We start from the raw sequence: 15,899 nt of genomic DNA, 5'->3' as shown, positions 1-15,899 counted from the left end.
CCCCCCCCCCCCCCCCCCCCCCCCCCCCCCCCCCCCCCCCCCCCCCCCCCCTTTTTAGATGTGTATAAGAGACAGGGCTATAGTTCACTTTTCGGATTGCAGACCCAAAACTATCGGGATCGAGACAGGCATACCCCATCAGCGAGATAAAGCGATTAATTTCTTAATGGTTCAAAAACAGAAGCCACAGATCCACAGATTAGACCTTATGCGCCTGAAATCTGTTAGTCTGTGGCTAAAGTTCACTTTTCGGATTGTAGATAAATCATTAGGGTCGAGATAGTCGCACCCCATCAGCGAGATAAAACGCTTAATTTCTTAATGGTTCAAAAACAGAAGCCACGGATCGACAGATTAGACCTTATGCGCCTGAAATCTGTTAGTCTGTGGCTAAAGTTCACTTTTCGGATTGCAGACCCAAAACTATCGGGATCGAGACAGGCATACCCCATCAGCGAGATAAAGCGCTTAATTTCAAAAAACAAAAAGCCACAGATGGACAGATTAGACCTTATGCGCCTGAAATCTGTTAGTCTGTGGCTAAAGTTCACTTTTCGGATTGCAAATCCAAAACTATCGGGGTCGAGACAGGCATACCCCATCAGCGAGATAAAGCGATTAATTTCAAAAAACAAAAGCCACGGATCGACAGATTAGACTACCTCAAATCAGCCCATTTATGGCGATAGTTCATATATCAAATAACTAATCCAATATTATTTGGCCCACAGGGTTCATGCCAACCTGCCGGTGCAAAGCTATTCTACCGCAGCCCGAAACATCAAGGCACCCACGGTTAGGTTGGTCCGGCTATCAATTAAAATAGCCGATCCGTTTTGACGGCTGTCACCGTATAAGTCGAATGCCAAAGCCGCTGCCGTTTTAAGCACAACCCTACCAATATCATTCAATGCAAATGAAGATGCATTGTGTTTTTCTAATGTATTGATGTCTACCTTGTAAATCAGCTCGGAAATCTTGCAACGGGTCAAGGTACTGTTATGTTGGATCAAATACGTTAATTCGGTACCTAAAGGCCTGGTATCCATCCAGCATAAATCGGCCTCTATCAGTTTCGATTCGTGGGGTACGGCCGAAGCATTCACAATGGTATCTCCCCTGCTTAGGTCAACATTATCCTTTAAATGAATGGTTACCGATTGTCCAGCCAAAGCCTCCTGCAATTCATTGTCGAAAAACTCGATTTTACTGATGGTTGAACGATTACCCGAAGGCAAAACCACTACTTTATCGTTTACTTTAAAACTACCACTCAATATCCGGCCTGCATAGCCTCGATAATCGTGCAGGTCGTCTGTTTGCGGTCTGATTACCCATTGCACTGGCATGCGCGCAGGCCCTTGCTGCTGTTCTTCGGTGTTTACCTTTTCCAAAAGCTCAATGAGGCTTTTGCCATCGTACCAAGCCATTTGCCCAGAGCGGTGCACAATATTATCGCCTTTTAGCGCACTTACCGGCAGGTAGGTAACCTGTTTAAGGTTGAGTTGTAAGGCCAAAGCCTTATACTTGGTTACAATGGCATTAAATACGGTTTCGCTATAACCTACCATGTCCATTTTGTTGATGGCCACTACCACTTCCTTGATGCCCAGCAGCGACACCAAGTAGGTATGCCTAATGGTCTGTTCAACCACACCGTTGCGTGCATCAATCAAAATAATAGCCAAATCGGCCGTAGAAGCACCCGTAACCATGTTTCTGGTGTATTGAATATGTCCAGGGGTATCGGCAATGATAAACTTACGTTTCTCGGTTTGGAAATATTTATAAGCCACGTCGATGGTAATGCCCTGCTCTCTTTCGGCACGCAAGCCATCGGTTAAAATGGCCAGGTCGATGGTGCCATCGTCGTTTTTGCGGTTGGCGTTTTGCAAGGCCTCCAATTGATCGGCCAGAATTGAATTGGTATCGTAAAGCAAACGGCCGATGAGGGTGCTTTTGCCATCGTCAACGCTGCCTGCCGTAAAGAATTTTAGTATGTTCATTTTTTGTTGGATTTGAGATGTGAGATATGAGATGTGAGATATGAGATGTGAGATTTGAGATATGAGACAGGGGGTTAAAATTTACGGACTGTTTTTTCAGATCTCCTACCGCATTGTTCTTTAAAAATATCCTCCTTTTTTGCGGTCTTCCATGGCGGCTTCTGATACTTTATCGTCCATGCGGGCTCCTCTCTCGCTGACTTTTGAATGGCTGATTTCGGCAATGATATCGTCGATATGGATTGCTTCCGATTCGACCGCAGCTGTACAGGTCATATCTCCAACGGTTCGGAAACGAACTTTTTTACTGACAACCACATCTTCTTCATCCATATTCAAAAATGGCGTAGCACCCATCAATTGGCCATTTCTGACCACACAATCACGCTGGTGCGCAAAGTAGATGCTTGGCAAAGCGATATTTTCCCTACGGATGTAATTCCATACATCCAGCTCGGTCCAGTTGCTGATCGGAAAAACCCTAACGTTTTCGCCCTTGTGGATTTTTCCATTGTAGATATTCCACAGTTCTGGGCGCTGCCTTTTCGGGTCCCATTGGCCAAATTCGTCTCTTACCGAAAAAATACGCTCTTTGGCGCGGGCTTTTTCCTCATCGCGACGGGCACCGCCAATACAGGCATCAAATCCGTAAGCCTGAATGGTATCAAGCAACGTAACGGTTTGTAAGGCATTTCGGCTGGCGTTTTTGCCGGTCTGCTCCACCACCTTCCCCTCGTCTATCGATTGTTGTACGGAACCTACAATCAGCTTTTCGCCAATACGGGCTACCATTTCGTCGCGGTACTGGATGGTTTCTATAAAATTATGGCCGGTATCTATATGGACCAATGGAAAGGGAAACTTGCCAGGCCTAAATGCCTTTTCGGCCAAACGCACCAATGTAATCGAGTCTTTGCCCCCCGAAAACAGCAAAGCCGGCTTTTCGAACTGGCCTGCCACTTCGCGTAAAATGTGAATGGCTTCGGCCTCTAACTCGTCTAAATAATCTAAATTATACCTACTCATGTTCTCTATTCTTCAATTTGTAAATGTTAATTGCTTAGGATGCGGCATGCAGGCCACATTCCTTTTTCGATTGGTCTTCCCACCACCAGCGACCGGCCCTAAAATCTTCGCCCGCACTTACGGCTCGTGTACAAGGCATACAGCCGATGCTCGGAAAACCCTTATCGTGCAAGGTGTTGTACACAATATGATGCTGTTTGATGTACGCCTTCACTTCTTCGAGCGACCAATTGAAGATGGGATGGAATTTAACCAGTTGGTTACCTTCGTCCCATTCCAGGTTATCCATATGCTCACGGTTCTGGCTTTGCTCGGCACGGATACCGGTAATCCAGATTTCGTTTCCGGCCAATGCCCTTTTCAGGGGTTCTATTTTGCGGATGTAGCAACATTCCTTTCTGTTCTCAACCGATTGATAGAAACTGTTGGGGCCTTTGGCGTTTACCATCTCCTGCAACAGATCGTTTTGCGGATAATAAGCCTCGATTGGCTTTTGGTAGATTTCTAAGGTGCGGTTCCAAACGTAATAGGTTTCTGGAAACAGCCTGCCTGTTTCGAGCGTAAATACCTTGATGGGGAGGTTGTTTTCGAAAATGAGATGGGTAACCACCTGGTCTTCCCAGCCAAAACTGGTCGAAAACACGATTTTACCCGGAAATAAATCGGCCAATAAGGCCAATTGTGCTACCGGATCTAAACCTAGGAGTTGTTTTTTGATTGCATCTATATCCATCTTCACTCAATCAATTTTAAGATAAAAGATACCACGCTACGCAGGCTCACGGCCATTACGATAATGCCTACTGCCACCATAATGGTTTTGGCCGAAATACGATTGGAAACCTTGGCCGCGATCGGTGCTGCCAAAGCACTGCCGATAATCAAGCCTACAACGGCCTCCCAGTATTTGCCTCCCAGCATGGTAAAAAAAGTAAGCGAGCTGAGCGTGGCGATAAAAAAACGGCTGATTTTTACCGTGCCCAGAGAGAACAAGGGATGCCTGCCGCCGGCAATCAGGCTCGACAGGACGATAGAACCCCAACCTCCGCCAAATGCGGCATCGATAAAGCCACCGAAAAAACCAAGAATGCCTATTTTTTTGATTTTGTGCCCAGCCTTCTTTCTTTTGATGTTGAAGGCCTTCATCAAAATGATACCTCCCAATATCAAAGTATAAACCGCTACAATGGGTTTGGTATATTGGCTGTAATGCTCTAGCGACGACAATAGGTAAGCGCCCAGAACAGCACCGATAATGGCCGGAATAATCAATATTTTAAACAGCTTCCAGTTCACATTGCCCATGCGGTAGTGCATCCAACCCGCAATGCCGTTGCTTAGCACTTCAGAAATATGGATGGCCATACTGGCCGATGCCGGCGGCAAGCCCATGGTTAACGAAAACGAAGCCGAGGTTACGCCATACGACATGCCAATGGCTCCATCAATCATGGCAAACACAAAACCAGCTCCCAAAAACCAGTAAAATAACGGATCGATATTGATCAGGAAATGCTGAAATGCAGGCTCGGTATTCCATAGCGTTAATCCGGCTGTACCGATCAGCAAAATACTGGCCAGCCAAATCATCCATTTGAGGTTGGCTTCCCAAAAGCTTTTGCGGGGCTTCACCAAAATTTCGGTTACCTTGTTGAGTTTTTTAACCTTTTTGGCAAAATCGCCATTGAGGCTCTGGCGCAAGGTGTTCATGTTGATAAGCGTTTCTTCCAGTTCGTTAGGCAAACTCTCGTTAAGGATTTGCTTTAAGCGCTTGGCAATGGTGGGCGATTTGCCATTGGTAGAAATGGCTATTTTCAAATCGCCTTTTTGGGCAATGGAGCCCAGGTAAAAATCGCACAGTGCGGGTTGGTCGGCTACGTTGATGAGCAGCCCTTTTTGATGGGCCGCTGTTCTTATCTGTTGGTTGAGCCCGTTATTGTTCGTTGCCGCAAAAACAATATCCACGTCCTCCAAATCAGCTGGTTCAAAAGATTTTTGCTTGATGGTTAAATAAGGATGCTTTTGCTGCAGAGCCAGTACAGCTGGCAAAACCTGTTCGGCCACCACAGTTACCTGTGCCTGATGGCTGTTGCCTATAATGGCGTTTAGTTTTTCCAATCCCACATGGCCAGCCCCAATCAATAAGGTACGCAACTGGTTCAGTTTTACAAAAACCGGAAACAGCTGGTTGCCTTTTTCTTCGAGGGCAACAGGATCTTGCTGAAGGCTAGGCAATATTTGCATAAGACTGGATCAATGTTTTAAATGAGGGATGCAGGGAAACCACTTCGCCAAAAACCAATAAGGCCGGAGCCGCTATCTTCTCTTTTTTGACGATATCCACAATCGTGTTGACTTTGCCAACGACAAATTTTTCGTCGGCGGCCGAGCCATTTTGGATAACGGCAACCGGCAGCTGATCTTTGCCCGCTTTCTCAAAAACCGCAACAATCTGTGCCAATTTCTTCAGGCCCATCAAAATCACTACTGTAGCGTTAGTGTGGGCTGCCTGGTAGATGTCGGCCGAAATAGCACCCGACGTGGTGGTGCCGGTAATGACCCAAAAGCTTTCGCTTAAACCACGATGGGTTACCGGAATTTGCTGCAGACCCGGTACCCCGATAGCACTTGAAATACCCGGAATAACCGTTACCGGGATATGGTACGAATCGGCAAAGTCTAATTCTTCGTAGCCTCTGCCAAATACAAAAGGATCGCCTCCTTTTAGGCGCACCACATGGCCAAAGTTGAGGGCATAATCTACCATCAGCTTATTAATGGCATCTTGCTGGTACGAATGTTCGCCAGAACGTTTGCCCACATACACTTTGATAGCCGTTTCGGGTGCGTAGGCCAGCAAAGCTTCGTTGATGAGCGCATCGTAAAGTACAACATCGGCCGTTTGCAAAGCCTTTACGCCTTTCAGGGTCAGCAAGTCCGGATCGCCCGGGCCTGCGCCCAAAAGGGTTATTTTGGGTTCTTTATCTACGTTCAAATTGCTCATGCGGTAACCTCCCTCTTGGCTTTGATTTGTGTTAAAAATTGTTGTGCGACAGCCAAATAACTTTCGGCAAAAGCCTGGCTAGGCTCATTTTTGTTGATTTGCAAGGCGATTTCCTGAAAGCTGGGCTCGAAAGCAAACTCTCCATTTGCTACATACTGGGTATCAAATTCCTTGATTACACCAATTTGCGTGCTGCTGTTGATGCCTTTGTCGAGCAGCAAAGATTTGGCTGCACTAACCAATACGCTATAGGTGTGGTAAATCGAATCGGCATAAGCGCCATGAGCCAGGGCTCTTGTGGCCCAGTCCAGTTTTTCTTGGGCCTCGAGCAACAAAGTGGCCACCAAATCGATAACCACTCCGGCACATTCGCCTACGCCAATAGCGGTTTCAAAGGTCTCTTCATGGCCCCAATCCACAAAATCTGTTGCCTGCAATTCATTCAAATCGGCTAGGGGCTTTAAAAGCTGATAAAAATAATCCTTGCCTTTGCCATCATAATAAGCATGGAAAGTTTCTCCATTGCCCTGAGCCTTAAAATCGTTTAGTAAGACGTGCAACACCAGGCCTGCCCTTTTTGACGGCACCTTGATTATACGTTCGGCTACACGGCCTACACCATTGCCTACGGTACCGCCACCCAGCATTACCTGTACGGCCGGCACTACCTTGCCTGCTGCTTTAAGCGAACTGCCGTGGAAACCAATTTCGGCCAAACCATGCTGGCCACAAGAGTTCATACAGCCGCTGATTTTTATTTTGATGTTCTTTTCGTAAATAAACTCCGGGAAATCGTGCTGAATGGTCTGTTCCAATACCTTGGCCAAGGTCATGCTGTTTGATATGCCCAGGTTACAGGTATCTGTTCCCGGACAAGTGGTAATATCGGCCAAACTATCAAAGCCCAATTCGGCCAAGCCAAGTTCATGCAAGTTGGCATAAAGCACTGGCAAAGCTTCTTTACGTACAAATTTGAGCAACAATCCCTGGTTTTGGGTAACGCGGATTTCATCGGCAACATAAGGCCTCACCGCGGCTACAAAGGCCCTCGCCTGATCGGTTTTGATATCACCAATCTGCACTTTTACATAAACGGCGTAAAAACCCTGCTGTTTTTGTTCAACCACGTTGGTGTCTAGCCATTGCTGGTAGCGCAGCTGGTCCTGAATTTCAACTTTCGGGTAGTCGACGGCAACAGGCACTTCGGGTTGTTGTACCGAATTACGGTCAACCGTAAAGCTTTTTACTTTATTGGCCAATCGCTCCTCTTCTACCAAACGCAGCACTTCTTCCAACCCTAATTTCTGCACCAGGTATTTTAAACGGGCCTTGTTTCTGTTGGTGCGTTCGCCATAACGGTCGAAAACACGCAATACCGATTCGCTGAAAGGAATAAGCTGGTCTTCGGGCAAAAATTCGTGCACGGCACTGGCCAAAAAGGGTTGTGCGCCCAAGCCGCCGGCAAACATTACTTTAAAGCCCCTTTCTCCGGCTTCGTTGAGTTTGGGAATGAAGCCCAAATCGTGGATATAGCTGTAGGCCGTATCTTTATCGCTTGATGAAAACGAAATCTTGATTTTGCGCCCCATCTCCTGGCAAATGGGATTGCGCAAGAAATAGCTGAACACGGCATGGGCATAAGGCGAAACATCAAAAGGCTCGTCGGGATCGATGCCCGCATTGGGCGATGAGGTTACGTTTCTTACCGTATTGCCGCAAGCCTCGCGCAAGGTAATATCATCCTGCTCTAGCTTGGCCCACAGCTCGGGGGTTCGATCTAGGCTCACATAGTGGATCTGTATATCCTGACGGGTGGTTAAATGCAGGTTGCCATTGGCATATTCGTCGGCAATAGCCGCAATACGCAACAATTGTTTGAAGCTCAATTTTCCGAAAGGCAGCTTGATGCGGATCATCTGTACGCCAGGCTGACGCTGCCCGTAAATGCCACGCGCCAAACGCAGACTCCTGAAACGCTCTTCGTGTATCTTACCCGCCCTGAAATCATAGATCTTTTTTTCTAAATCGATGATATCCTGCTCTACTATAGGATTTTCTAATTCTGTTCTGAAACTCTGCATTCGGTGTTTTTATAGGTAGTTTTTATTCGCTATCAGCTTTTTGCAGGCTAAAAACAGTCTGAACAATCAGCTTAATTCTAGCAAATATATAAAGTATATAGATTTAGTAGTAATTTATTTTTTATTTTATTTCTTTTTGGGGTTACAGCCAACGCAAAAATCAAGGGTAATTCAATCGCGCAACAAGCCATTCACGGCTTCGACAGTCAAATCGGAAACCGTTGGCAATACCGTAAAAGAATGGTTAAAGATCGAGCAAAGGTGCTTTTTCCTTTTCGATGATCTGGGCGATACTGGTTTCGCTCAATACTTTCAGCGTTGCATCGCGCACATCGATAAAGACCTTACGGATGCCACAGGTTACCTCATCATGACACTCGTCGCACTTGTGGTAAAACTTAAGGCTGGCACAGGGTACCATGGCAATAGGGCCATCGGTAATGCGCAAAATATCGACCAAGTAAATATCAGCCGGGTTTTTATTGAGGCTATATCCACCGCCAGCACCTTTTTTGCTGTACAGGTAGCCTGCATTACGCAGGTCAAGCAAGATCTGCTCTAAAAATTTTTTCGGAATATGCTCCTCTTCCGCAATACGGGCAATCTGCATTGGCGGTTCATTGATGTTTTTTCCTAAAACCACCAATGCTTTTATGGCATACTTTGTTTTTTTAGACAGCATATGAACAAAGCTAATAAAAATTTAGAAATGCAAAGGCTATTGCAGCTTCTCGACTATACTTTTTCTACCTTTTCGTATCGCAGCACATAATTGCGGTACAGTTGGCTGAGGTAAAAGATCCTTTCGAGCAAAATAAGGATCAGCGCCGGGATAAAAATCCATGCAAAGAGATCGAACTTCCAGAAAACATAGGCCACCAGCATCATCAGCCTGATACATTCGAGGTAGTAAATCCACTTGCGCTGTTCGAGCAGGGCGCCACAGTTGACCAGCGTAATCAATACAAAGCCTAAAACAAACAGCTTATCGTCGAGCCCCAAAAAAGCAAAACAGGCTGTAACGAAAGTAAGCAGCAAGACCGAAAGCGCGAGCTGAAAATTAAGGTATTGCTTAAATTTAAAGCGATATGGCCCGCTGACTTGATGCTGTAGAAAACGTCTTTCCAAGACCGGCCTGATGGCTTGATCGATGGTAGCCGGATGGCCGAACCAAACTTTGAGCTTGTTGCCCAAGCCTCCTACCCTCCTGGCGGCCTCATCCAGTTCCAAATAGTAGTGAAAATGCTGCCACAGAAAGCTATGGCTTTTAATGGGGTGCGTTAAACCATATTGGGGCGCTTCTTCTTCTTGCTGAAAAGTGCCGAACAACTTGTCCCAAAACACAAATACATCGCCGTAATTTTTATCGAGGTATTTCTCGTCGCTGGCATGGTGTACACCGTGCAGGGAGGGCGTAATGAAAACATATTCGAGCCAGGGCAGCTTACCGATCAGCTGGGTATGGGTAAAGAACGAATAAGTACCGTGAACGGTCAAAATAACCATCACCAATGCCGGATGGAAGCCCAAAAAGGGCAAAGCACACCAAAATACATTCCTGATCAAGGCCTGAAAGGTCGTAATCCTGGCCGATACGCTGAGGTTAAACTCCTCGCTTTGGTGGTGTACGATGTGGGCCGCCCATAAAAAATTAACCTCATGCCCCAACCGATGATACCAGTACCAAATCAAATCGGTAATCAAAATGAGTAATACCCACACCCACCAGGTATTGGGGATGTGGAATAAAGCATAATTTTTATAGATATACTGAAAAAGGTCGTAGAAACTACCGGCAACAAACAAATTGAGCAAACGCTCTGCTATGCCAATGCTTACGTTGGCTACCGAACTCTCGTACCTGAACAGGTGCTTTTTCTTTAGCCTAACAGCCAGCTGATATTCGAGATACAGAAAAAGGAAAAAGGCTGGAATGGCAAAAGCCAAGTAGTTAACAGGCATAGTTACTGGCTAAAAAATTACTCAGGTGCAGGTTAAAAAGTTCGGGTTGTTCCATCATGGGCGCATGGCCACAATTGTTGAGGTAATGCAACTTAGCTTGTGGCAATAGTTCCTTAAACTGTTCGGCAACCGCCGGAGGCGTAACCACATCCTGTAAACCCCAAAGCAGCAAAGTAGGTACTTTAATGTGGGGCAACTGGTTTTTAAGGTTTTGTTTTTGTGTATCTCTGGCCAAACCGATAATGGCTAAAGCTTTTGATTTTTGCTGCACGATTTCGAAAATGTGGTTAACCAGGGCTTCGTCTACCACTTCTTTCCGCTCAAAAACATCTTCTACCTTCCCTTTGATGTAGCTATAATCCTTAACTCTTGGAAAAGTGCCTCCAAATGTGTTCTCGTATAGACCAGAACTGCCCGTAAGTACCAGTTTAGCTACTTTTTTGGGATGTTTTAACGTATAGAGCAAGGCGATGTGCCCACCTAACGAATTGCCGACCAGAACCGGCTGGTCGATTTGGTTCTGGACAATGTAGTTTTCCAGAAACTGCACCAACCGTTCGAGGTTGTTGCCCCGCAATCCATTAAACAAAGGTAATTCGGGCGCAAAAACCCGATACTTGTACCCAAAACGTTCTTTAACGTGTTTCCAATTGCTCAACTGCCCCAATAGGCCGTGAAGCAGGACAATAGGCCGGTCCTTTGTCAAATCTTGTTGAACGCTTATTGTCGAAGTGAATGATAATTGCATGGAAAAGTTCTTTGAATCAAAACTTCTCAAAAATAGCAATATTTTAAATAAATACTACTAAATCTATAGATTAAATATATTTAATACATATTAACGAGATAAGGTACTTAATTATAGACAATTAAACAATCATAGATACACTCAAAATTAAATAAAATAACCAAAAATTAACATATTAAACCTTTGATTAATTATAGGCGTTAAGGTCATCAATGGCACTCCGTTTGAAAACCATAGATTAATCTTAACATCCTATTATGAAAATCATTAACCTATTCTTTAGCCTGTTTTTTCTTTTAAGTTTAAATGCCAAAGCCCAAAGTGGTTGCATTGTAACCTACGACACCTACATTGCCGATTACAAAGTGTACACCAAATCGTTGGGCACCTTTACCAGTTGCAATGGCTTTAACAATGTTGAACGTTTCGATCCTAACGTATATACTACTTTTAGTCCGCAGTGTACGGTTTCTCCAAATCCATTAAGTCTTATCACCAGTCCCAATTATCGAAACTGTATTGTAGGCGGCGGTTGCGGCGTAAAGGGAAATTACGTGATAGACAATTGTCCACTGGATGGTTATGCCTGGGCAGCTTTGCTGCTTGTAGGCGGCGCGGTCTTTTCGTTGTTGAGGAGGCGCAGCAGGCCGCTGCTCGCGTAAAAGCTCCTCGATTCGTAGATTAATTTTCCGGCTCCATCGGCGTTGGCAAACATAAAAACCAACCCAAACAAATGTCATCAAACCTCAAAAAATGGTTCTTTTTGAGACCCTAAGCCAATTTTAACGCAACCCTAACGATGCATGATGGCTCCCCAAAAAGTCCTTGGCACTTGCTTTGGATTTTCTGAGCTACTATGAAAAGAAAATCAATTGTTTTTTTCATCATCCTTCTTATTGCTTTTGCCTCCAAAGCCCAAACCTATACAGGCTGTATTTTACAAGGCTCATCCATTCCAACAAGCAGGCTGTTCTACTCTCCAGCAAGCGGAACGAGTTTGTGTGGAGGATCTAATTATTCATTTTCTACCTATGTAGATGTACCTCCCGGATGTTCTTGGGTAGCGACAACCAGTACTACACCATGCTCTGTGGCTAGTGGTCTTTGCGGCCTTAGAGCAACTTATACCAATAGTTGCAGCCTGCCCCTAGATAAGCTGTCAACTGTGTTAGTGCTCATTGCTGCAGGCTTTGCCTTTTACCTGTTGCGCTATAAACGCCTCGCTATTTGAAGCGTTCGGGCCCGAAGGCCGTTATCGGAACCGATAGGCCATGCTGCTTTAAGGCTAGCTCAGCAACTAGTTTACCTGTAGCAGGCCCTAAGCTCAGTCCCATCATGCCGTGTCCGCCGGCAATAATCAGGTTGTTGAGATGCTGGCTATAGCCGATATAAGGCAAGCCATCGGGCGAGCAGGGCCTAAAGCCATACCATATTTGATCCAACTGGGGCATGGCTACCTGATGGTCTTTATAGTACTGTGGAATAGCATCAACGATGCCCTGTACTCTTTTTTGGTTGATCTGTTTATTGATTGGTGCAATTTCCATCGTTCCGCCAAAACGTACCTGGCCATTCATAGGGGTAACTGCCACTCTGGCTTCCAGCAACAAGGCCGGATGATGTATTTTCTTTTGTTGAGGGTCGACCATGAAGGAGTAACCTTTGCCTGGCATGACCGGGATATTGAGTTTGGCCATTTTAGCGAGCTCTGGGAGCCAGGCTCCGCCAGTCATGACCGTTAAGTCGGCCACAAAATTTCCCTTTTCTGTTTTTATGGCCTTGATTTCTCCATGGTCTATTTCAAAGCCAGTTACTTTACAATGGGTGATTAGCTGCACATCGTTGCGTTGCAAATAGGCAATAAGTTGCTGTACCAAAGCATTGGGATATAAATGGCCGTCGCAACGGTAATGTACCGCTCCCAATACATTTAACTCGGTATCTGGCTCTAAATCCTGTACTTGTTGGGCATTGAGTACGGCCACATCTAGCCCCAATTGCTGCGCCTGGCTGGCCAAGTGGATTTCTTCATGGCCCGTTGCCTGTGTTTTGTAGAGCATGAGTATGCCTTTTTTCTCGAGCCCGAAATCCAATTCAGGTTCTTTTTCCAGCTCGTCATACAATTGCTTGCTCAACAAATGCAGATCGCGAAGTGGTACGGCCGAGTTGGCCACATGTTGGGCGTTGGCATGTTTCCAAAATTTCACACCCCACGAAAGCAATGCCGGATTAAGGGAAGGCTTGACATAGAATGGACTTTTGCTGTCGAACATCCATTTAATTCCCTGACTGATCATCCCAGGTGCTGCCAAAGGCACAAAATGGCTGGGCACAATCATGCCTGCATTGCCCGAAGAACAGTTATCCAACAGGTTTCCCTGATCAATGACCGTAGGCTGATAGCCTTGCTTTAACAAGTAATAGGCCGAGCAAAGACCAATAATGCCACCGCCGATAATAATTACTGAGGGTTTAGCCGGATAAGGATTCATGATTGATGTAAAGGGGGAACTGCTATTGTTGTTATTGTTAAATTGCTACTATTGACTGGTAATTGAAAACTGCCAACTGAAAAATTAAATGACCTGAAATCCATGTGCATAAGGATCGTCGTCGTCAATAAAAATGGTATTGTAGCCCGTTACCTTGGCCCAGCCCTGTATACCGGGTACGATGGCGGGTTTACCGGCAATGGTGGTTTCTTCTTCGATGGTGCCCACAAACTGCGAACCGATGATGCTTTCGTGAACAAAGCGATCTCCCTTTCTCAGCTTTCCCTTGGCAAACCATTGTGCCATACGCGCCGATGTGCCTGTACCGCAAGGCGAGCGGTCGATTGCTTTATCGCCATAAAAAACCGCGTTTCTGGCCGTAGCCTCAGGCGAAATGGTTGCACCAGTCCATAAAAAATGGCTCAGGCCATTGATATTGGCATCTTCTGGATGGACAAAACTGTAGCGTTCGTTCATCTGCTTTCGACAGGCCCTGCTCCAGCCTACCAACTGATCGGCCGTGTGGTTTTCAATGCCTTTAAAATTTTCCTGCGGATCAACAATGGCATAGAAATTTCCGCCATAGGCCACATCAACGGTTAGTTTCCCCAAATCCGGGCAATCAATTTCCAGCGATTCGGCAGCCAGGTACGATTTGATGTTAATCAGCTTCACCGATTTAACCTTGCCGGCTTCCTGCACATATTCGACCAGCACCAGGCCAGCAGGAGTTTCTAGTCTTAGCTTTCCGGGTACTTTAGGCATGACCAAGCCTTCTTCAATGGCAATGGTTACCGTACCGATGGTACCGTGGCCACACATAGGCAAGCAGCCACTGGTTTCTATGTAAAGTACACCAATATCATTTGCAGGGTCGATTGGTGGATATAAAATGCTGCCGCTCATCATGTCGTGTCCGCGAGGTTCGAACATCAATCCTTTTCTGATCCAATCGTATTCCCTTAAAAAATGCAGGCGACGCTCCATCATGCTGTTGCCCGCCAAGATCGGGCCTCCGCCAGCCACTACCCTTACCGGATTGCCGCAGGTATGTGCATCTATGCAACTGAATGTTTTTTTCATTGGCTGATATTTTTAGGAAATGGCATCGTGGGTAAGCTCATTGTTTACGGTTCTCCATATTTGCAAAGGATTGCCGTTTTTAAGCTCGTCTGGCAAAAATTCATCGCCCCAGTTCTGAAAGCAAACCGGACGGGCAAAGCGCTTAATCCCATCGGCTCCTACCGAAGTGAACCTGCTATCGGTACTGGCTGGAAATGGCCCGCCATGCTGCATAGGCAAGCTTACTTCTACGCCCGTTGGCACATTGTTCAGGATAAAACGCCCACAGATCTCCTGTACGTAGGTTAGCAACTCGCGGTGCTGCCTCATGTCTTTTGGGGTGGCCATTAAGGTTGCCGTTAGCTGGCCTTCCAGTTTTTGGGCAATCTCCAGCATTTCTGCTTCGTTTTGGCATTGGATAATGAGCGAATAAGGCCCAAATACCTCTTCGTGCAATACCGGATTATTTAAAAAAGTACGCGCGGTGGTGGTGGCAATACTGATGAGGCCTTCACCTTCGCCAATGTTTTGTTCGGTTTGGGTGAGCAGCTGCACTCCTTTTTGGGCCAAGGCCTTTTCTAGTTTTTCGCCGAAATTTTTGGCAATGCCAGTATGCAACATCTTGCTGGGGATAATACTTTTAATTTCTTTGCGCAGGTGCTGTACAAAACGGTCTAATCCCTCGCCATCAATAGCAATAAGCAAACCCGGATTGGTGCAGAACTGGCCCATGCCCAGGGTAACGGAACCCGCACATTGCTTGGCCAGCCCCTCAGCTTCTGCCTGCAGTTTTTCGGGCAACAAAAAAACAGGATTCACACTGCCCATTTCGGCAAAAACCGGAATGGGGTTTTTACGTTGGTTGGCCCAGTCGAACAGGGCTTTGCCCCCGCTAAAAGAACCCGTAAAACCGATGGCCTTTACGGCAGGATGTTTGGCCAGGTATTCGCCGGTTTCGAAACCAGCTCCATAGACGTGGTGAAAAATTCCATCAGGCATTTGGCATTGCCGAGCAGCTTTATAAATGGCGTCGGCTACCAAAGTAGAGGTTTTGGCATGCGCCGGATGGGCCTTTACCACCACCGGGCAACCGGCTGCAAAAGCACAAGCCGTATCTCCGCCAGCGGTAGAATAGGCAAAAGGAAAATTACTGGCCCCAAAAACCACAACCGTACCCAAAGGCACGAGCATTTTTCTCAAGTCGGGTTTGGGCGGCGTTCGTTCAGGCAAAGCCGTATCGATACTCGCTTCCAGCCAATTGCCTTGTTCGGCAGCATCGGCATAGCTGTTGAGCTGAAAAATAGTGCGAGCTCTTTCGTTCATTAAACGGGCAGCTGGCAAATTGGTTTCTGCATGGGCAGTTTCAATGAGCCCATCGCCTAACAATTCGATTTCTTTGGCAATGGCACGCATAAAATCGGCACGTTGCTTTAGCGAATAGGTTTTGTACTGGTGATAAGCTTTTACCGAACTGGCCAACAGCTCATCAAGCATGGCTATACTGGTATCTTGATACAT

14 protein-coding genes are annotated in these 15,899 nt (G+C 46.2%); 2 read left to right on the top strand and 12 right to left on the bottom strand.

Going from position 1 to position 15,899, the window contains the following annotated elements:
* Window positions 1–758: 758 nt before the first annotated feature.
* From JHD69_RS10945 to JHD69_RS10905, 9 genes are all read right to left on the bottom strand, one after another.
* Entirely contained in the window at window positions 759–2,006 is a 1,248-nt protein-coding gene (locus JHD69_RS10945; protein ID WP_199140226.1) for a sulfate adenylyltransferase subunit 1, read from the bottom strand.
* A gap of 120 nt (window positions 2,007–2,126) precedes the next feature.
* The gene (cysD, locus tag JHD69_RS10940) at window positions 2,127–3,032 is read right to left on the bottom strand and encodes a sulfate adenylyltransferase subunit CysD (RefSeq protein WP_199140224.1); all 906 of its coding nucleotides are present in this window, start codon (window positions 3,030–3,032) and stop codon (window positions 2,127–2,129) included.
* Between the two features lie 34 nt (window positions 3,033–3,066).
* Window positions 3,067–3,765, bottom strand: a complete 699-nt coding sequence (locus tag JHD69_RS10935; protein ID WP_199140223.1) for a phosphoadenylyl-sulfate reductase — start codon at window positions 3,763–3,765, stop codon at window positions 3,067–3,069.
* A 2-nt stretch (window positions 3,766–3,767) separates the two neighbouring features.
* Window positions 3,768–5,276 carry a TSUP family transporter gene (locus tag JHD69_RS10930; RefSeq protein WP_199140221.1) on the bottom strand — a complete coding sequence of 503 codons (1,509 nt, stop codon included), beginning with the start codon at window positions 5,274–5,276 and terminating at the stop codon, window positions 3,768–3,770.
* Window positions 5,260–6,036: a uroporphyrinogen-III C-methyltransferase gene (gene cobA / locus JHD69_RS10925; protein ID WP_199140219.1), complete on the bottom strand. Its 777-nt coding sequence runs from the start codon at window positions 6,034–6,036 to the stop codon at window positions 5,260–5,262. Before cobA ends, JHD69_RS10930 begins: the two co-directional genes overlap by 17 nt.
* Entirely contained in the window at window positions 6,033–8,117 is a 2,085-nt protein-coding gene (locus JHD69_RS10920) for a HEPN domain-containing protein (RefSeq protein ID WP_199140217.1), read from the bottom strand. Before JHD69_RS10920 ends, cobA begins: the two co-directional genes overlap by 4 nt.
* Before the next feature lie 244 nt (window positions 8,118–8,361).
* Window positions 8,362–8,799, bottom strand: coding sequence for an RrF2 family transcriptional regulator (locus JHD69_RS10915; RefSeq protein ID WP_199140215.1), 438 nt, complete (start codon window positions 8,797–8,799; stop codon window positions 8,362–8,364).
* A 53-nt stretch (window positions 8,800–8,852) separates the two neighbouring features.
* Window positions 8,853–10,079 carry a sterol desaturase family protein gene (locus tag JHD69_RS10910; protein WP_199140213.1) on the bottom strand — a complete coding sequence of 409 codons (1,227 nt, stop codon included), beginning with the start codon at window positions 10,077–10,079 and terminating at the stop codon, window positions 8,853–8,855.
* Window positions 10,069–10,827 carry an alpha/beta fold hydrolase gene (locus tag JHD69_RS10905; RefSeq protein WP_199140211.1) on the bottom strand — a complete coding sequence of 253 codons (759 nt, stop codon included), beginning with the start codon at window positions 10,825–10,827 and terminating at the stop codon, window positions 10,069–10,071. The genes JHD69_RS10910 and JHD69_RS10905 overlap by 11 nt, the downstream gene beginning before the upstream one ends.
* 257 nt (window positions 10,828–11,084) lie before the next feature.
* On the opposite strand from JHD69_RS10905, the gene JHD69_RS10900 reads away from it, so the two are divergent.
* Both JHD69_RS10900 and JHD69_RS10895 read left to right on the top strand, forming a co-directional pair.
* Window positions 11,085–11,489 (top strand): hypothetical protein, encoded by a 405-nt coding sequence (locus JHD69_RS10900; protein ID WP_199140209.1) that lies wholly within the window; start codon window positions 11,085–11,087, stop codon window positions 11,487–11,489.
* Between the two features lie 194 nt (window positions 11,490–11,683).
* Complete coding sequence (locus JHD69_RS10895; protein WP_199140207.1) at window positions 11,684–12,058, top strand: hypothetical protein; 375 nt, start codon at window positions 11,684–11,686, stop codon at window positions 12,056–12,058.
* Here JHD69_RS10895 and JHD69_RS10890 read toward each other — a convergent pair.
* From JHD69_RS10890 to JHD69_RS10880, 3 genes are all read right to left on the bottom strand, one after another.
* Window positions 12,051–13,319 carry an NAD(P)/FAD-dependent oxidoreductase gene (locus JHD69_RS10890; RefSeq protein ID WP_199140205.1) on the bottom strand — a complete coding sequence of 423 codons (1,269 nt, stop codon included), beginning with the start codon at window positions 13,317–13,319 and terminating at the stop codon, window positions 12,051–12,053. The two genes, JHD69_RS10895 and JHD69_RS10890, sit on opposite strands and share 8 nt — an antisense overlap.
* A gap of 84 nt (window positions 13,320–13,403) precedes the next feature.
* Complete coding sequence (locus JHD69_RS10885) at window positions 13,404–14,402, bottom strand: 4-hydroxyproline epimerase (RefSeq protein ID WP_199140203.1); 999 nt, start codon at window positions 14,400–14,402, stop codon at window positions 13,404–13,406.
* A 12-nt stretch (window positions 14,403–14,414) separates the two neighbouring features.
* The gene (locus JHD69_RS10880) at window positions 14,415–15,899 is read right to left on the bottom strand and encodes an aldehyde dehydrogenase (NADP(+)) (protein WP_199140201.1); all 1,485 of its coding nucleotides are present in this window, start codon (window positions 15,897–15,899) and stop codon (window positions 14,415–14,417) included.

Origin of the sequence: Pedobacter sp. ASV12 (assembly GCF_016429155.1) — a bacterium.
In the GTDB taxonomy this organism is placed as follows: Bacteria; Bacteroidota; Bacteroidia; order Sphingobacteriales; family Sphingobacteriaceae; genus Pedobacter.
Note: the sequence above shows the minus strand (reverse complement) of the source record. Positions and strands in the feature narration are given on the sequence as shown.